General features: G+C 70.9%; 14 protein-coding genes. 6 read left to right on the top strand and 8 right to left on the bottom strand.

The window, feature by feature from the left end:
* Window positions 1-86: 86 nt before the first annotated feature.
* Window positions 87-851 (top strand): A/G-specific adenine glycosylase, encoded by a 765-nt coding sequence (locus tag ACFQPD_RS09110; protein WP_385900233.1) that lies wholly within the window; start codon window positions 87-89, stop codon window positions 849-851.
* Window positions 852-1,355: 504 nt separating this feature from the next.
* Here the strand turns inward: ACFQPD_RS09110 and yicI are convergent.
* A complete protein-coding gene (yicI, locus tag ACFQPD_RS09105) occupies window positions 1,356-3,575 on the bottom strand; it encodes an alpha-xylosidase (RefSeq protein WP_385900232.1) in 2,220 nt (739 codons plus the stop codon).
* Between the two features lie 125 nt (window positions 3,576-3,700).
* Between yicI and ACFQPD_RS09100 the strand changes: the two genes are divergently transcribed.
* Complete coding sequence (locus ACFQPD_RS09100; protein WP_068751891.1) at window positions 3,701-4,663, top strand: LacI family DNA-binding transcriptional regulator; 963 nt, start codon at window positions 3,701-3,703, stop codon at window positions 4,661-4,663.
* Between the two features lie 453 nt (window positions 4,664-5,116).
* On the opposite strand, the gene ACFQPD_RS09095 is transcribed toward ACFQPD_RS09100, so the two are convergent.
* Window positions 5,117-5,977 (bottom strand): septal ring lytic transglycosylase RlpA family protein, encoded by an 861-nt coding sequence (locus ACFQPD_RS09095; RefSeq protein WP_353082798.1) that lies wholly within the window; start codon window positions 5,975-5,977, stop codon window positions 5,117-5,119.
* A gap of 264 nt (window positions 5,978-6,241) precedes the next feature.
* Here ACFQPD_RS09095 and ald point away from each other — a divergent pair, with 264 nt between their 5' ends.
* Window positions 6,242-7,369 carry an alanine dehydrogenase gene (gene ald / locus ACFQPD_RS09090; protein WP_385900230.1) on the top strand — a complete coding sequence of 376 codons (1,128 nt, stop codon included), beginning with the start codon at window positions 6,242-6,244 and terminating at the stop codon, window positions 7,367-7,369.
* Window positions 7,370-7,460: 91 nt separating this feature from the next.
* On the opposite strand, the gene ACFQPD_RS09085 is transcribed toward ald, so the two are convergent.
* Window positions 7,461-7,826, bottom strand: a complete 366-nt coding sequence (locus ACFQPD_RS09085; RefSeq protein WP_385900229.1) for an ArsC/Spx/MgsR family protein — start codon at window positions 7,824-7,826, stop codon at window positions 7,461-7,463.
* 22 nt (window positions 7,827-7,848) lie between these two features.
* The gene (locus ACFQPD_RS09080; RefSeq protein WP_385900227.1) at window positions 7,849-9,924 is read right to left on the bottom strand and encodes an NAD(+) synthase; all 2,076 of its coding nucleotides are present in this window, start codon (window positions 9,922-9,924) and stop codon (window positions 7,849-7,851) included.
* A gap of 73 nt (window positions 9,925-9,997) precedes the next feature.
* Between ACFQPD_RS09080 and ACFQPD_RS09075 the strand changes: the two genes are divergently transcribed.
* Entirely contained in the window at window positions 9,998-10,576 is a 579-nt protein-coding gene (locus ACFQPD_RS09075) for a hypothetical protein (RefSeq protein ID WP_385900225.1), read from the top strand.
* Here ACFQPD_RS09075 and ACFQPD_RS09070 read toward each other — a convergent pair.
* Genes ACFQPD_RS09070 through ACFQPD_RS09060 form a run of 3 tightly spaced genes read right to left on the bottom strand, consistent with a single transcriptional unit; the run spans window position 10,573 to window position 14,552 of the window.
* Window positions 10,573-11,166 (bottom strand): DUF4126 domain-containing protein, encoded by a 594-nt coding sequence (locus tag ACFQPD_RS09070; protein WP_385900224.1) that lies wholly within the window; start codon window positions 11,164-11,166, stop codon window positions 10,573-10,575. The genes ACFQPD_RS09075 and ACFQPD_RS09070 overlap by 4 nt on opposite strands.
* A gap of 18 nt (window positions 11,167-11,184) precedes the next feature.
* Window positions 11,185-12,189: a diacylglycerol/lipid kinase family protein gene (locus tag ACFQPD_RS09065; protein ID WP_385900222.1), complete on the bottom strand. Its 1,005-nt coding sequence runs from the start codon at window positions 12,187-12,189 to the stop codon at window positions 11,185-11,187.
* 2 nt (window positions 12,190-12,191) lie between these two features.
* A complete protein-coding gene (locus ACFQPD_RS09060; protein WP_385900220.1) occupies window positions 12,192-14,552 on the bottom strand; it encodes a glycogen debranching protein in 2,361 nt (786 codons plus the stop codon).
* A 108-nt stretch (window positions 14,553-14,660) separates the two neighbouring features.
* On the opposite strand from ACFQPD_RS09060, the gene ACFQPD_RS09055 reads away from it, so the two are divergent.
* Both ACFQPD_RS09055 and ACFQPD_RS09050 read left to right on the top strand, forming a co-directional pair.
* Window positions 14,661-15,086, top strand: coding sequence for a hypothetical protein (locus ACFQPD_RS09055; RefSeq protein ID WP_068751878.1), 426 nt, complete (start codon window positions 14,661-14,663; stop codon window positions 15,084-15,086).
* Window positions 15,083-16,870: a DUF5671 domain-containing protein gene (locus tag ACFQPD_RS09050; protein WP_385900218.1), complete on the top strand. Its 1,788-nt coding sequence runs from the start codon at window positions 15,083-15,085 to the stop codon at window positions 16,868-16,870. Before ACFQPD_RS09055 ends, ACFQPD_RS09050 begins: the two co-directional genes overlap by 4 nt.
* A 251-nt stretch (window positions 16,871-17,121) precedes the next feature.
* Here the strand turns inward: ACFQPD_RS09050 and ACFQPD_RS09045 are convergent, their stop codons facing one another.
* Window positions 17,122-17,751, bottom strand: a complete 630-nt coding sequence (locus ACFQPD_RS09045) for a cation transporter (protein ID WP_385900216.1) — start codon at window positions 17,749-17,751, stop codon at window positions 17,122-17,124.
* Window positions 17,752-17,767: the final 16 nt, after the last annotated feature.

The raw sequence follows: 17,767 nt of genomic DNA, 5'->3' as shown, positions 1-17,767 counted from the left end.
GCGACCTGGCCCCGCGGCTGGCGGGGTGGTTCTCGACGGCGGCACGCGACCTGCCCTGGCGCGCCCCCGGCACCACCGCCTGGGGCGTGCTGGTCAGCGAGGTGATGTGTCAGCAGACGCCCGCGGCCCGCGTGGCGCCGCTGTGGGAGGCGTGGATGTCGCGGTGGGGCACACCGGCCGCGCTGGCGGAGGCGCCGACCTCCGACGTGCTGCGCGCCTGGGGCCGGCTCGGCTACCCGCGGCGCGCGCTGCGGCTGCAGGAGACGGCGCGCGCCGTCGTCGACCAGCACGCCGGCGAGGTACCGGAGGACGAGGCGGCGCTCCTGGCGCTGCCCGGGGTCGGGCTGTACACGGCGGCGGCGGTGCTGGCGTTCGCGTTCGGACGGCGCTCGCTCGTGCTCGACACGAACATCCGGCGGGTCCTGGCGCGGCTCGACGGGGGCGTCGAGTTCCCGGCGGCGCACGAGACCGCCGCCGAGCGACGGCGTGCGTGGGAGTTCGTGCCGCCCGCGGACGCGGACGCCGCCCTGTGGTCGGTGTCGGTGATGGAGCTGGGCGCGCTGGTGTGCACGGCGCGGTCGCCGCGGTGCGGGGAGTGCCCGGTCGCGGGGTCGTGCGCGTGGCTGGCCGCCGGCCGCCCCGCCTGGGACGGGCCCGAGCGGCGGGCGCAGTCGTGGGAGGGCACGGACCGGCAGTGTCGCGGCAGGATCATGGCCGCGTTGCGCGGCCATGGGCAGGTCCGGCTGTCGGATGTCGCGTGGCCCGACCGCGACCAGTTGGCGGCGTGTGCGGCGTCGCTGGTCGCGGACGGGCTGGCGGTCGGGGTCGCGGAGGGGCTGACCCTGCCGTAGCCGATCCGCACCCGCTGGCTGAGGTGCCGCGAAGCAGCCTCCCCGCTGGCTGAGGTGCCGCGAAGCAGCCTCCCCGCTGGCTGAGGTGCCGCGAAGCGGCCTCGAAGCCTCAGAACCGCGAGAAAGTCGCGTTACGACCCTTCGAGACTGGCCACGCCGCTCCGCGGGCGGCCATCCTCAGGGAACGGGGAATGACTGGCCACGCCGCTGCCTCCCCGCTGGCTGAGGTGCCGCGAAGCGGCCTCGAAGCCTCAGAACCGCCGGAAAGTCGCGTTACGACCCTTCGAGACTGGCCACGCCGCTCCGCGGGCGGCCATCCTCAGGGAACGGGTGGCCACGCCGCACCCCTATTGCGGGAGAGCACCAGCAACTTTCTCGCTGTGGAGCCGACTGCGTGCATATGCACGCAAGAAGCCGCACAGCGAGAAAGTTGCAGATCGTCACCGCGCGCAGCCGACACATTCCGGGCGCCGAGGCAGCTGCGCGGTGATTCAACGGGCCGGATCAGCGGACGGTGAGGGTCCAAGCCTTGACCGGGGCCGAGCCGTCGAGCAGCCGAGCCGACACCTCCCCGTCGCCATCCGCCGCGACCTCGAACCGCGACACCGACCCGTCCGGCCGCGGGATCTCCACCACCCGCGACATCCCGGGCTCGAACCCGTACGCGGTCAGCTCGACGCCCTCGGCCCAGTCGTAGTCCGGCCGGTCCGCGACCGCACCCCACGGGATGACCGCCCCGGGGCGGGCCAGCAGCGGGAGCGAGTCGAACCCGTGCGCCTCCGTCCGCCACCCCGGCCCCTCGACGACGGCGCCGTCGAGGACGTTCGTCCACCGCCCGGCTGGCACGTAGTAGGTGACGCGGCCGTCGTCGGAGAAGATCGGCGACACCAGCAGTTGGTCGCCCAGCATGTACTGCAGGTCCACCATCGCAGCCCCCGGGTCCTCCGGGAACTCCAGGAACAGAGGCCGCATCACCGGCAGCCCCTCCGTATGCGCGACCTCCCCCAGCTGCCCGAGGTACGGCATCAGCCGCATCTTCAGCCGGATGAACTGGCGCGCCAGGTCGACCGCCTCGTCGTCGAACGCCCACGGCACGCGATACGAGCTGGACCCGTGGAGCCGGCTGTGCGAGCTGAGCAGCCCGAACGCCAGCCACCGCTTGAACACGCCCGGGTCGGGGGTGCCCTCGAAGCCGCCGATGTCGTGGCTCCAGAAGCCGAAGCCCGACGCCGCGAGGCTCAGCCCGCCGCGCAGCGACTCCGACATCGCCGAGAACGTCGACTCGCAGTCCCCGCCCCAGTGCACGGGGAACTGCTGCCCGCCCGCGGTGGCGGACCGGGCGAACACGACGGCGTCGCCCTCGCCCCGCTCCTCCACCAACAGGTCGAACACGGCCTTGTTGTACAGGTGCGCGTAGTAGTTGTGCATCCGCTGCGGGTCCGAGCCGTCGTGCCAGACGACGTCGGTGGGGATCCGCTCCGCGAAGTCGGTCTTGAGCGCGTCGACGCCCTGGCGCAGCAGGCCGCGCAGCTTCTCGACGAACCAGGCCGTCGCGTCGGGGTTGGTGAAGTCGACCAGCGCCATCCCGGCCTGCCACATGTCCCACTGCCACACTGACCCGTCGGGCCGCTTGACCAGGTAGCCGAGGTCCTTGCCCTCCGCGTACAGCACCGAACGCCGCGCGATGTAGGGGTTGATCCACGCCGACACCTTCAGCCCACGCTCGTGCAGCCGCGCCAGCATCCCCTCGGGGTCCGGGAACGTCGCAGGGTCCCAGATGAGGTCGGTCCAGTGGAAGGCGCGCATCCAGAAGCAGTCGAAGTGGAACACCGACATCGGCAGGTCGCGCACGGCCATGCCGTCGATGAACGAGTTGACGGTGTCCTCGTCGTAGTCGGTGGTGAAGCTCGTCGACAGCCAGAGGCCGTAGCTCCACGCGGGCACCCGGGCCGGACGGCCGGTGAGGGCCGTGTAGCGGCGCAGCACGTCGGCCGGGGTTGGGCCGTCGATGACGAGGTAACGCAGGCGATGCCCGGGCACGGAGAACTGCGCCCTCGACGCGAACTCGGACGCCAGCTCGTAGGAGACGTGGTCCGGGGTGTCTACGAAGACGCCGTAGCCGCGATCGCTGAGGTAGAACGGCACGTTCTTGTACGCCTGTTCGCTGGAGGTGCCGCCGTCGGCGTTCCAGATCTCGACGCTCTGCCCGTTCTTGACCAGCGGCCCGAAGCGCTCTCCCAGCCCGAACAGGTGCTCGCCGGGCGAGATGGCGAGCTGCTCGCGGACGAAGGACCCGTCGGGGGTGGTGAGGGCCGACGGCGCCCGGCCGGTCGACGACGTCAGGTGGCCGCTGGCGCCGTCGAAACTGAGGTCCCACGGCACGTCGCGGCCGAGCGTCGCGGTGAGGGTCCCGCTGGTCAGCGACACCGACCCCTCCGCCTCCGTGACCGTGACCTCCGGGGCAGCTCCGGCGAGGGCGAACCTGGGGCCGACCTCGGGCTGGTCCCAATGCTCGATCGTGACCCCGATGACGCCGTCGGCGGGGGAATCGATGCTGATGGTCAGCTGGGGGCAGTTGAGGGTGTCGCCGCGGTGCTCGATCACGCGCGTCGGGGTGTGGGCGACCAGGCGGCGCCCCTCCTCCACCACGATCTCGGCGATGCTGCGCGGGCTCAGCGCCGTGACGCCGGGCCGCAGCTGCCAGTAGCCGTCGGTGAACTTCATCGTGGGTCCTTCCGGGTTGGTCGAAACGCTTGCGCGGCCGTACTCTGAAGCCGTCCGATGCTGGACGGCGCCGGCCCGCGGGGCTGCATGGGAGGTCCCCCGCCGCTCCGGGACGAGGGGTGAAGATGGCCGGCATTCAAGAGGTGGCCCGCAAGGCGGGGGTCTCGCAGTCGACGGTGTCCTACGTGCTGAGCGGCCGGCGGCCGATCTCCGGCGCGACGCGCGAGAAGGTCCTCAAGGCCATCGAGGAGCTGAACTACCGGCCGCACGCCGGCGCACGCGCGCTCGCGTCGTCGAAGACCCACGTGCTGGGCCTGGTGTCGCCGCTGCGCCCGGGCGTCAACGTCGACGTGATCATGCAGTTCGTCGCCGGCATCGCGACGCGGGCCCGCCACTACGAACACGACGTCCTCCTCGTCACGGAGCAGGACGCCAGCGGCATCGAGAGCGTGTCGCTGCGGTCGATGGTGGACGGGTTCATCGTTATGGACGTCGAGTCCCGCGACTCCCGCATCCCCACGCTCATGACGCTGCGGCAGCCGTCGGTGCTCATCGGGCTCCCCGAGGACCCCGGCACGCTCAGCTGCATCGACTTCGACTTCGAGGCGGCCGGCTCGCTGGCCATCCGCAGGCTGGCGAAGCACGGCCGGGTGGCGCTGCTGGGCTCGTCGCCCGAGGTCGTCAGCCGCGGCACGTCGTACGCGGTGCGGCTGGCGCGCGGGGCCGAGCGCGAGGCCGAGGCCCGCGGCATCGAGCTGCGCCGCCTGGCCGCCGACGACGACCCGGTGGCAGCCGCCCGCCTCATCGACGAGGTGATCGAGGCCGGGTACACCGGGCTGGTCGTGCACAACGAGTCCGCGCTGCCGGGCGTCATCCAGGCGCTGCTCCGCCGCGGGCCTGAGGTGACTGAGTCGGTGGAGATCGTCGCGATCGGCCCGAAGACGCTGCTGCTCGCCCCGCTGCTGCACATGACCGTCATCGACATCCCCGGCACCACGATCGGCTCGACCGCGGTCGACATGCTCATGGGGCTGGTCACCGGGGACGCGCTGCCGGAACGTCGACTGGTGGCGCCGCGCGTCGAGTGACCGCGCGCCGGGCCTACGGTAGATCCAGCCATAGAGGGGGAAGTAGGAGAACAGGAAGACCAGCACCAGGAAGGGCAGCATGCTGAGGAACATGACGAACCCCGCGCGACGTCGCCCGGCGACGGGGCGGGCGGGGGCCTCGTCAGCCCGGCGGATCCGCCGCTTGGCCGAGGAGGCGGCCTCGGGCTTCGGCGGCTGGACCGGCGCCGCGACCGTCACCGGCGGGACCTTACTGAGCGGGGAGCCGCGGCGGCCTCGACGGCGGGCCGGGGGCCCCGTGCGGGTGCTGGGTCGTTCATCACTCTCTCTGCCTCCGTTGGCGAAGCGTTTCGATGACTGATGATAACCCGGGACGGGTCTCGTCGCAATAGGGCTTGTCGCTGACAGCAACCGCCTCGAAACGCAGCGACGGCGCCCGCTGAGCGGACGCCGTCGAAGGGGGAAGGATCCGGGTCAGCCCGGGAGCACCTGGTAGTCGACCGTGATCACGCCGGACGAGATGCCGCCGAGTTCGCTCATGGCACCGCGCGACAGGTCGAGGCAGCGGTCCGAGACGAAGGGGCCCCGGTCGTTGATGCGCACGGTCACGCTACGGCCGTTGGCGCGGTTGACCACGCGCACCATCGTGTTGAACGGGAGCGTGCGGTGCGCCGCCGTGAGACCGTCAGGGTTGTAGCGCTCGCCGTTGGCGGTCACCGACCCGTAGGAGTAGTAGGACGCCTTGCACGTCTGCACCGGGATCGACGACACATCCGGCTCGGACGGGAAACCCGCGATGTTCGGGGTGCGCGGCGGGATGGCGGTGACCGGAGCGATGCCCGACGCCGTGAACTGCACGATGTTGTTGAAGACCTCGACGTCGTTGCGCTGGACGAAGCGCCCGTCCTGGTAGCTCATGACGTCCGCCGTCGCGTAGGAGCGGCAGCCGTTGCGCCCGGTGACTTCGGTGTCGCACTCGGTGCGCCAACGGCGACCGTCGGTGCCGGTCCACGAGCCGGTGCGGGCGAGCGGGTTGGTCCCCCACTGGGCGCGATCCGAGGGCAGGTAGGTCAGGTTGTTGAACACCCAGCCGTTGCGGGTCGTGAGTCGCCCGTACTCGCTGACGACCTTCGTGGCCCAGATCTCAGTGCGGCAGCGCACGACCGTCTCGGAGTACATGTCGCACTCCGTCTGCCAGTAGCGGCCGTTGACGTAGTGCTGGCCCGGCTGCGTGTACGGGTTGGTGCTGGCGTGGGCGACGGTGGGCGCGACGGTGCCGAGCGTCACGGCGCCCAGGATGACCGCGAGGGTCACCATGAGGAAGCGCTTGAGCATGGGGGTCGGGGTCCTTTCCGCGGAGCCGGGGAGCAGCGACCGTAACACCGAATTCCTGAGAATCCAAAGAGATTCTCAGCCAAATCTCTCAGGATCGGGCGGAACCTGCGTTGACTGGGCGCGATGCGCGATGAGCACGGAGTGAAACTAAGAAGTGACGGTTGAGGGTTTGGCCGCGTTCCCGCTACACGCGACCGGGCGGCGGCGCTAGCCTGAATCGTCGGCCGCACCGTCGCGGCCCCACTGATCGGCGAAGGAGCCCAGATGCGCATCGGCGTGCCGCGCGAAGTGAAGAACAGCGAGTTCCGGGTGGCCATCACCCCCGTCGGAGTCCATGAGCTGACGCAGCGCGGGCACCAGGTGCTCGTCGAGCGCGGCGCGGGGACCGGCTCGTCGTTCAGCGACGACGACTACCGCGCCGTCGGAGCCACCATCGTCGCCGACGCCGACACCGCATGGGGCGACGCCGAGCTGGTCCTCAAGGTGAAAGAGCCGATCGCCGAGGAGTACCACCGCCTGCGCGACGACCTCGTGCTGTTCACCTACCTGCACCTGGCCGCCGATGAGCCGCTCGTCGACGCGCTGCTGGCCACCGGGACCACGGCCATCGCCTACGAGACGGTCCAGCTGTCGTCGGGGCTGCTTCCCCTGCTGTATCCGATGAGCGAGGTCGCGGGCTGCCTCGCGCCGCAGGTCGGGGCCCACGCGCTCATGAAGAACCAGGGCGGCCGCGGGGTGCTCCTCGGCGGCATCGGCGGCGTGGCGAACGCGAAGGTCGTGGTGCTGGGGGCCGGCGTCGCGGGGCAGAACGCCGCGAATATCGCGCTCGGCATGGGCGCCGACGTCACCCTCCTCGACACCGACCTGCAGAAGCTGCGGATGAGCTTCTGGCGCTGGGATAACCGGGTGCACCAGATCGCGTCGTCGACGTTGGCGGTACGCGAACAGGTGCTGGGGGCCGACCTCGTCATCGGCACCGTGCTGGTGCCGGGGGCGCGGGCGCCGAAGCTGGTCACCGAAGACATGGTGGCATCGATGAAGCCCGGCTCGGTGCTGGTGGACGTGTCGATCGACCAGGGGGGATGCTTCGAGTCGTCGCGGCCGACCACGCACGACAACCCCACGTTCGACGTGCAGGGCTCCACCTTCTACTGCGTCTCGAACATCCCCGGCGTGGTGCCGAACACGTCGACGTGGGCGCTGACGAACGCGACCCTGGCCTACGTCGAGGCGATCGCCGACCGCGGCTGGCGGGACGCGATGCGGGCGGACGAGTCCCTGGCCCGCGGCCTGTCCACGCACGGGGGCGCGCTGGTGTCGCGGCCGGTCGCCGAGGCGTTCGGGCGGGAGTGGGTCGACGCGGCGGAGGTGCTCGAGAGTCCCGCCGGCTGACGGGTGGCCTGCACTCTTCTCGCTGTGGGGCTTCTCCTGTGCATATGCACGCAGGAAGCCCCACAGCGAGAAAAGTGCGGGTGACGCAGCGCTACGACAGGAAGGGCGCGACCGCAGCGGGCGGCCGTCCGATGATGGCCCGTTCCCGCACCCCGTCGCGTCTGATCAGGACCGGGCGCTGCGCGAGGGTCGGGTGAGCCGCCAACACCCGCGCGACCTGGTCCGCGCTCGCGACGTCGTCGTCGCTCAGGCCCAGTTCGTCGAACGTCTTGTCGCGGCGCACCAGCTCGCTGGGGTCAGCGTCGAGCACGTCGATCACCGCCAGCCAGCCGGCCTCGTCTAGCGGCTCCTTGAGGTAGTTGCGCACCTCGAGGTTGAGGCCCGAGGCCTCGGCGGCCGCGAGGGCCGCCCGCGACGTCGAGCAGCGCGGGTTGTGCAGAACGGTCAGATCGGCCATGGATCTCCTCCTTGAGTAGGCGTCAGTCGGGGACGTTCTGGTTCAGCTCGGCCAGCCACGCCGTCGCCGAGGCGTCCGACGGCATCCGCCAGTCCCCCCGCGGCGACAGCGACCCGCCCGACAGCACCTTCGGACCGTTCGGCATCGCTGAGCGCTTGAACTGGTGGGCGAAGAAGCGCCGCAGGAACACGCCCATCCAGCGCTTGATGGTGGGCAGGTCGTAGGCCGTGCGGTCGGCCTCGGGGTAGCCGGCGGGCCAGAGCCCTGCCTCGACGTCACGCCACGCGTGATGCGCCATGAACGCGATCTTGCTGGGCCGGTACCCGCGACGCAGGATCCCGAACAGCGTGAAGTCATGCAGGGCGTAGGGGCCGATGGAGTCCTCCGTCGACTGGGGCTTCTCCCCCTCCCCCACCGGGATGAGCTCGGGCGAGATCTCCGTATTGAGGATCGACGCCAGCGTCTCGTTGACCCCGGCCTCCTCGAACTGTCCGCTGGAGATCACCCACCTGATGAGGTGCTGCATGAGGGTCTTCGGCACGCCGGCGTTGACGCCGTAGTGGCTCATCTGGTCCCCGACGCCGTACGTGCACCACCCGAGCGCCAGCTCGGACAGGTCGCCCGTGCCGAGCACGATGCCGCCGCGCTGGTTCGCGACCCGGAACAGGAAGTCGGTCCGGATCCCGGCCTGCACGTTCTCGAACGTCACGTCGTAGACCGGCTCCCCGCGTCCGGCCGGGTGCCCCAGATCCTTGAGCAGCTGGGTGGCCATGGCGGTGATGTCGACCGTCTCGAACGTCACCCCCAGCGCCTCGGCGAGGAGGGTCGCGTTGTTCTTCGTGTGCGCCGACGTGGCGAAACCCGGCAGCGTGAACGCCAGGATGTGGGTGCGCGGGAGCGCGAGCCTGTCGCAAGCCTTCGCCGCGACGATCAGCGCGTGCGTCGAGTCCAGCCCACCGCTGACGCCGATGACGATCTTGGGCGCCTTCGACGCGTCGCCCCCGCCGATGGCCTTCATGCGGCGCTCGAGCCCGGAGACCTGGATGTTGTACGCCTCGTAGCAGTCCTGGTGCAGCCGGGCGGGGTCGTCGGGGACGAACGGGAATCGGTCGTGCGGCCGGCGGAGCCCCAGGTCGCCCGACGGCGGGTCGACGGTGAACTCGACGATCCGCAAGTCCGGGCCGAGGCCCTGGGCTCGCCGGTTGTCGTCGAAGGACCCCTGGCGGATGCGCTCCTGGCGCAGCCGGTCGAGGTCGACGTCGACCACGGTGCGCTGTGCGCTGTGCGGGAACCGCTCGGTCTGGCCGAGCAGGTCGCCCATCTCGTAGACCATGGTCATGCCGTCCCAGGACAGGTCCGTCGTCGATTCGCCGAAGCTCGCGGCCGCGTAGGCGTAGACCGAGTTGTGGCGGGCGCTCGCCGAGCGGGCCATGAGGTGGCGGTCCTCCGCGCGGCCGACCGTGATGGGCGACGCCGACAGGTTCAGCTGCACCGTCGCCCCCGCGAGGGCGGCCTGGGCCGACGGCGGGATCGGCACCCACATGTCCTCGCAGACCTCGATGTGGACGGTCAGGCCGGGGACGTCGGTGGCGTCGAGGAGGAGGTCGGTGCCGAAGGGGACCTCCCCGAACTCGGTGGGCCAGCCGGGCCGCACGATCGTGGCGGGGAGACTGTCGTCGGCGCCGTCGGCGAACCAGCGCTTCTCGTAGAACTCGCGGTAGTTCGGCAGGTACGTCTTCGGGACGACGGCGAGGACCTGCCCGCGGTGGAGGGCGACCGCGCAGTTGTAGAGCCGGTTGCCGACACGCAGCGGGGCGCCGACGACGACCAGCGGCAGGAGGTCTGCGGTGAGCTCGGCGAGGAGGGCGACGGCCTCGTCGACGGCGTCGAGGAGGACGTCCTGCAGGAGAAGGTCGTCGATGGCGTACCCGGACAGGGACAGCTCGGGGAAGACCGCGACCGCCACGCCGTCGTCATGGCAGGCCCTGACCTCGACGGCGATGGCCCGCGCGTTCGCGGCGGGGTCCGCGATGGTCACCGGGAGCGTGCAGGCCGCGATCCGCGCGAACCCGTGGCGGTACAGCGAGGAGAAGTCCATGCGGGTCAGTCTTGCATGCGGCCGTGGGCCCGCGCCCTGGTTCCGGCCGTGGTTGCCGTGTCACTCTGGGGGGATGAAGGTCAAGGCATTCCTCCTCGTGGTCGCCATGCTCGCCGCGACACTCGTGCTCTCCTGGCAGCAGGCGCCCCGGGCCGCCGCGTGCAGCTGCGTTGCGATGACCCCCGCCGAGCAGGCGGAGATGGCCGACGTCGTCGCACGCGGCACCGTCGTCGCCGTCGACCGGCCCGCGCGGCCGTCTTCGAGCACCGACGACGCCACCTACACCGTCCAGCTGACCGAGGCCTGGAAGGGGGACCCGCCGGGCACCGTCGACGTGCTCACCGCGGTCGACGGCGCCAGCTGCGGCTGGGAGGGCATCGAGCAGGGGATGGAGATCATCCTGTTCGCGCAGGCCGACGGCGCCGCGTGGCGCTCCACCCTCTGCGACGGCTCAGGACCCGTCAGCCAGGACCTGGTCGAGGCCCTCACCGCTGCACTGGGCGAGCCGACGGCGGTCGTCCGCTCGCCCGGGGACCCGGTCGCGCCCGGCCCCTCCCAGGTCGGCCTGGCCGCAGACCTTGCGCTGCTCGGGGGCGTGATGGCCGTGCTGGTCGCGGCCGGGATCGCGGTCTGGTTCGTCCGCCGGCGCTAGGCCGACGGCACCCCCGAGGGCCAGCGGGCCTTCAGCCATGCCCAACCGCGCTTCACCCGCGACATCAGCAGCCACGCCAGCCCGATCATGATCACCAGCAGCACCGCAGCGACCACCGCCGCGGTCACCGGGAACAGCACCGCGAGCGTGGAGACGCCCACGACGCCCACGTCCCCCGCCACCGACGCCGCGACATTGGATACCGGCTCGGGCGACGTGTTGACCGCCAGCCGGATGCCCGCCTTGGACAGGTGGCTCAGCAGCGCGGTCACCCCGCCGACCGCCGCGAGCGAGATCGTGAGCAGGTCGCCCTGGGCGCCGGCGATGAGCGCACCGATCACCGCGCCTGCGATGGGCCGGATCACGGTCGAGGGCACGTCCCAGAAGGAGTCGACGACGGGGATCTTGTCGGCGACCAGTTCCAGCAGCGCGAGGATCCCCATGACGACGAGGACGTCGGTGCGCATGAACCCCTCAGGCACGCCGCCGGTGCCGGCGTAGCGGCCGAGCAGCCCGAGGACGAACACCGTCGCGTACGCGTTGATGCCCGAGGCCCAGCCGGAGGCGAACGTCATGGGGAGGAGTTCCATGGCGCTCATTATGTCGGCTCAGTCGTCAGCCGACGGCGGCTCCCAGTCCGGCGGCATCATCACGTGCAGCGCCTTCGGCTCCACCCGGACCGCGACCGACATCACCTCGCCGAAGTGATCGCCGTCGAGTTCGATCTCCTCGGGCTCGCGCAGCCACACCTCGATGCGCTTGCACTGCTGGTAGTTCAGCTCGCGGTCATCGTTCTGCTTCTTCTTCCGCCCGCGGAACAACGCGTTGTCGACCAGCACCTTCCACGCCACGCGCACCCACCCGAAGCGACCCTCCGGCACCACGGCCACGACGTCGAGCACCCCGTCGTCCACCGCGGCCTCCGGCATCAACAGCACGTTGTTGCCGATCGAGCCGCAGTTGCCCACGAGCACCGTGTGGACCCGCGCGCTGCGTGGCGGGTCGTCGTCGAGCCGGTACTGCAGCCACATGCGGTGGTTGCGCTTGAGCGACTCGACGCCGGCCTTGACGTAGGCGAGCATCCCGACCCGTTTCTTCAGTTCCTCGTCGGTTTTGGACATGATCTGGGCGTCCAGCCCCATGCCGGCCATGACGACGAACGCGTGCTCCTCGCGGGTCCCGTCGGCGCGCCGCCACTCCGCCACGGCGAGGTCGACCTCGCGCGCCACCCCGGCGAACGCCGTCGCCACCGACTCGGGCAGGTTGTCCAGCGTCAGGTCCAGGTTCCGGGCTAGGAGGTTGCCGGTGCCCCGCGGGCAGAGCCCCAATGGGACGCCCGTGCCGTGCAGGCCCTCGGCCACCGCCCGGATGGTGCCGTCGCCGCCGACGCCGAGCACGACGTCGCAGCACTCTGACACGGCCTGCTTCGCCATGCCGACGCCGGGATCCTCCGCGGACGTCTCCAGCCACAGCGACGGCTCGTAGCCGGCCTCCCGCTCGGCCGCCTCGACCACCTTCTCGAGGTGCTCGCGGTCGATCTTCGTCGGGTTGAACACGACGGCGGCGCGCCGCCCGTTGCCGGCGGCCTGGCCGTCCACGCCCTGCTCGCTCATGGTCAGTCCTTCCACACCGGGATCTCTCGGGAGCCGTCGGGGATCGGCTGCTCCTGCCACACCACCACGGACCATGCGGCGACGGTGGTGCCGTCCGCCACGATCATGCCCTCACCCTCGGGCCAGTGGTTGCAGGCCGGTTCCGCGAACGTGGAGGTGTCGATGAGCCGGCGCCAGATGTGACCCTCCAGGGGCGGCGGGACCCTGAAGTCGATGTCGACGTCGGCCATGTTGATCATGACCCAGAAGTCATCGCCCGGGGAGTCGATCTGCACGGCGACCGCCCGGTCCCCCTCGCTCGGATAGCCGTCACCCGACGGCGTGTGGAACAGGTAGGACACGTCCTTGTCGTCCGCCACCATGTCGCCCCACCGCCGCTGCTGCAGCGCCTCGTGGCGCTGCCGGAGGTTGGCGAGGAAGGTGGCGAACCGGAACTGGCCGTTGACGTGCTCTGCGGTCTCGTAGACGCCGAGGTTGTCGTGGTAGGGCACGTCGATGCCCTCGGCCACCGGGACCCGCTGCGGCGCGTTGGTCGGGATCATGGCGTAGTTGTTGCGCATCGCCACGGAGTCCAGCGCCCACGGGTTGTTGTTGCCGTTCTGCGTGCGGCCGAACTCGTCGCCGGCCACGATCATCGGCACCCCGCGGGAGAAGAACAGGATGGTCCACAGGTTCCGCAGCCGCTGGCGACGCAGGGCCTGCGAGCCGCCCGAGTCCCACGACAGGTTGTCGTCGGATCCGCCGTCGGACGGGCCGAACGGCGGCTCCTGGTTGTTCTGCTTCTCCTGGTACGACACCAGGTCCGCCATGTTGAAGCCGTCGTGCGCCGTGATGAAGTTGATGGTCTTCTGCGCACCGCCGCTGTCGTGGAAGTGGTGGTAGTCGCCGTTGAACATGTCGGTGAACGCCACCGTGTTCGCGTCGCCCTTGGTGAAGCGGCGCACCGCGTCGCGGTAGCGGCCGTTCCACTCCCCCCAGCCGCGGGGGAAGTTGCCCACCTCATAGCCCCACAGGTCCCAGGCCTCGGCGATGACCTCGATGCGCTCCTGCCGGGCGAACTCGGCGATGTCGACCAGCAGGGGGTGATCGGAGAAGAACCGCTTCTGCCTGGCCCAGTCGTCGGGGTGCGCCTCGTCGGGGAGCCGGCCCAGCACGGTCGCGAGGTCGAAGCGGAAGCCGTCGACCTGCATGTCCTGCGTCCAGTAGCGCAGCGAGTCGAGCACCAGGTTCCGGGCCGCCTCCGAGGAGTAGTTGACCTGGTTCGACGTGCCGGTGGCGCCGTCGATGAGCCGCTTGTCCGACGTCATCTGGTAGTACTCGGCCGTGGCGAAGCCGCCGAGGCTGGTGAAGCCGGTGGTGTTGACGTCGCCGTTCCAGTTGCCGCCCTCGGCGGTGTGGTTGTAGACGACGTCGAGGTAGACCTGGAGCCCGGCGTCGTGGAACGCCGAGACCATCTCCTTGAACTCGCGCGTCGGTCCGCACCAGCTCTTGTCGGCCGCGTACTGCCGGTTGGGCGCGAAGAACGACAGCGTCATGTAGCCCCAGGCGTTGGTCGCGCCCTCGCGGGCCGACTCGGAGGCGTTCTGCTCGTGCACCGGCAGCAGTTCGACGGTGGTGACACCTAGCGCCTTGAGGTACGGCGCCATCATCCCGGCGCCCTTGTAGGTGCCCTGGAACTCCGGCGGGATGTCGACGACGCCCTCGAACCCGGGCTCGCGGCTCAGGAGCTCCGACAGCCGGGCCACGGACGGGTGGCCGGTCAGCTGCTCGACCTGCACCTCGTAGATGACGTTCTTCTCGCTGGGGATGCGCGGCTTGGGTGTCACCGGCGTGTAGTCGGCGATGAGGACGCCCTTGGGCGCGTAGGGCCCGGTGTCGATGTTGCGGCGGGGGACGCCGTCGACGATCTCGCCGCCGGTGCCGAACACGCCGTCGTTGACGCCGAAGTCATGCAGCTGGTCGGTGAAGACGTTGTGCGTGACCTCGCGGGCGTACGGGTCGAACAGGACCTTGTTGGGGTTGAAGCGGTTGCCGTACTCGTCGAGGTCAGAGATGAAGCCGAGGTCGGATCCGGGCTTCCATCCCTTGACGTAGGGCCAGTTGCGGCCCCAGGCGCGGAAGCCGATCAGCGCCCCGAACTGGAGGCCCTGCAGCAGGCCGCGCCAGATGCCGTCGCGGCCCTTGGCGAGGAGGAATGTCTTGGTGGCCCGGGCGCCCAGCGCCTCGGGATAGATCTCGAGTTGGACCCTGGTGGCCGCCGGGGCGTACACCGCGAAGGTCACGCCCTCCGCGTGAGGGTGGGTGCCGAGCGGCCAGGTGGCCTTGGCCCAGGTGCGTCTGTCGAGCGCGATCACGCGTGTCATGGCGATGATTGTGTCACGGTGCACCAACGCGGGCTGCTCTCCGCGGGCGGGCGGGCGCAGTTTTCGGATACCTGCGCCAACACCCCCAGTCAGGAGGATTCTGGTGCCATGACCAACCGCCCGAACCTGGTCCTCGCGGTCGTGGCCGGGCTGGTGGTGGCCCTGGCGGTGATCGCGGGCCTTCTCACTGCGACGCGGGAGCCGCCGGAACTGGACCCCGCCACCCCCGAGGGGACCGTGCAGCTGTTCGTGCTCGCCGTCATCGACGGCGACGACGAGGAGGCCGTCGACTACCTCGACCCCGCCCTCGGCTGCCGCGCGCCGCTGCCCGAGGTCTACCGCCCGAGCCGCATCAGCATGGCGGTCGCGGAGTCAACGGCCACCGGCCAGACCGCGCGCGTCGTGCTCGACGTCACGGAGCAGGCGGGTGGGTTCCTCGACTCGTCGACGCACCGGGAAGTCTTCGATCTGCGCGCCGACGGCGACGGCTGGATCCTCACCGGCCACCCCTGGCCCATCTTCTCGTGTAAGTGAGGCGATCCGACATGTTCCTGGTGTTCAGTTTGGTGTTCACCCTGGCGCTGATCGTGGGGGCGATCGTGCTGGTCGTCGCCGCCGCGCGACGGCGCGGGCCGGGCATCGACGCCCGCAGCGTCAGGCGCTTCTTCCAGTACGTCCTGCTCTTCGCGCTGGTGGTGGTCGTCGCCATCGGGGTCGCGGAGCTGCTCGGGATGCTGCTCGGCGCCGACGTGCCCGAGTGGGTGGATCCCGACGCCGAGCTGGCGCGTGGCCTGGCGTTCGTCTTCGTCGGCGGCCCGCTGCTGGCCGTGCTGGCGTGGGCCACCCGACGCTCCCACCGCCTCGACCCCGCAGAACGCGATTCGGGTCTCTACATCGCCTACGTGACACTGGCCGCGCTGGTCGCGGCGTTCGTCGCGGCGACGGCCCTGCCGCAGGTGGGTTTCGCGGCCCTCGGCGACGGTGACCTCGACGCCGACGGCGTCGCGGTGGTGCTGACCTGGACCGCTGTGTGGGCCGTGCACTGGTGGCTCGCCAGGCGCACGCTCGACGGCGACCGCAACACCCCGCACCTGCTGCTGGGCTCCGTGCTGGGGCTGGTCATGGGGGTCGCCGGGCTGGTCAACACGCTGGGTGGATCGCTGGATCTGCTCCTGGGGCGCGAGCGCTTCGGCCGGCCGCTCGGGGTGCTGGGCGAGTCGCTCGGCGCGGTCCTGGCCGGCGGACTGCTGTGGGTGCGGTACTGGGCGACGGCGGCGATCCGGCTGCCCCGTCGGCCGCTGTGGCTGGCGGTCGTCCTCCCGCTGGGTGTCGGCGGTGGGCTCATCATGGCGCTGGTCGGCGGCAGCCGTCTGCTGTGGAGCGTGCTGGTGTGGTTCGTCGGTGACCGGCAGGGCTCGTCGGCCGCGCAGCACTTCGACAGCGCGCCGGTCGAGGCCGCTGCGGTCGTCGTCGGCCTGGTGGTGTGGTGGTACCACCGCACTGTCCTCGGCACCGCCGAGGGGCGCACCGAGCCCCGCCGCGTGTACGAGTACCTCGTGGCCGGGATCGGCCTGGCCGCGGCCGCCGTCGGCATGGGGACCGTGCTGGTGAGCCTCATCGAGGCGCTGACGCCCGGCGTGGACGTCGGCATGACGGTCATGAACACGCTGTTGGCCGCGGTGACCCTCCTCGTGGTGGGGGTGCCGGTGTGGTGGATCTTCTGGTCGCGGGTCCGGCGCGCGGCGGCCGTGTCGCCGGACTCTGAGCTGGTGTCGCCGACGCGCCGCGTCTACCTGGTGGTGCTGTTCGGGCTGGCCGGGATCGCGGCTGTGGTGGCGCTGATCGCTGTCGCGGTGATCGTGCTGCAGGACGTCGTCGCGGGGTCTGTGAGCGGGGTCACGGTGCGGTCGTCGCGTTACGGGCTGGGGACGCTGGTGGGCGCCGCCGCCGTCTCGGCGTACCACGGGGCGGTGTTCCGGCAGGATCGCGCGGCCGGGGCGACCGTGCGGGTGACCGGCCCCCGGAGCGTCGTGCTCGTGGGCGCCGTCGGGCCGGAGTTGGATCGGGAGCTGACGCGGGCGACGGGCTCGCGCGTCGAGGTGTGGGGCCGGCTGGATGCGGCCGCGGCCCCGTGGGATGTCGCGGGGTTGGCCGCGGCCTTGGGTGGCTACCCGGGAGAGGATGTGGTCGTGGTCGCCGACGGTGGGGGGTATCGGGTGATCCCGGTGGATCCGTCGGGGCGTCGCGCGTTCGTCGCCCCCGCCGTGGCCGAGCCCGCCGTCGATGAGCCTGACACGCGGTCTGGCGAGGTGCGTTGAGCCTGACACGCGGTTTGGCGAGGTGCGTTGAGCCTGACACGCGGTCTGGCCGGATGGTTTGAGCCTGCGGCAAGGCTCAACGCGCGAATTCGGTCTGATAGCGCTGACATCCTCGTCGATCCGTGGATCAGGCTCAACCACGGCCCCCGGACCGCGTGTCAGGCTCAACCACGGCCCCCGGACCGCGTGTCAGGCTCAACCCCCGAGCGCGACGGCCGGCGGGAGCAGCGCCACCAGCACACCGACGGGGATCAGTCGTCGTCGACCTCACCGGCCAACGCCTTGGCCGCCAGGTTCTCCTCCTCCGCGACCTCCCACACCTCCTTCACCGCGCGCAGATTCAACGCGACGATGCCGAGGCCCAGAACGACGTCCGGCCAGCCGTTGCGCACCACGGTCAGGGTGACCACACCCATGACGATGATCCCGATGTTGATGATCACGTCGTTGCGGGCAGCCAGCCACGCGGCGCGCGTCATCGAGCCGCCGTGGTCGCGCTGCCGCAGCAAGAGCACGGCGCAGATGGTGTTGACGACGACGGCGCCTCCGGCGGTGAGGACCAGCGACAGCGGGTCCGGCGCCTCCGGGTTCTGGAACTTCGCGATCGCCTGCCACAGCGCGGCGACGGCGGGCACGAGGATCACCCCGGCCATCACCTTGCCGGCGACCGAGCGGTGCGCGAGCGGCCACCCCAGCGCGAGGAAGATCAGCAGGTTGACGGCCGTGTCCTCGAGGAAGTCGACGGAGTCCGCGAACAGCGACACCGACCCGATGGCCAGCGCCACGGCGTTCTCGACGAAGAAGTAGCCCAGGTTCAGCAGGGCGACGATGAGGACTGTGCGCTTCAGCGCGCGGACGCGGGTGGGGTCGATCTCGTGCACGGCGGATACGCTACCG

Source organism: Tessaracoccus sp. O5.2, assembly GCF_964266725.1.
Taxonomy (GTDB): Bacteria; Actinomycetota; Actinomycetes; order Propionibacteriales; family Propionibacteriaceae; genus Arachnia; species Arachnia lapidicapta.
Note: the sequence above shows the minus strand (reverse complement) of the source record. Positions and strands in the feature narration are given on the sequence as shown.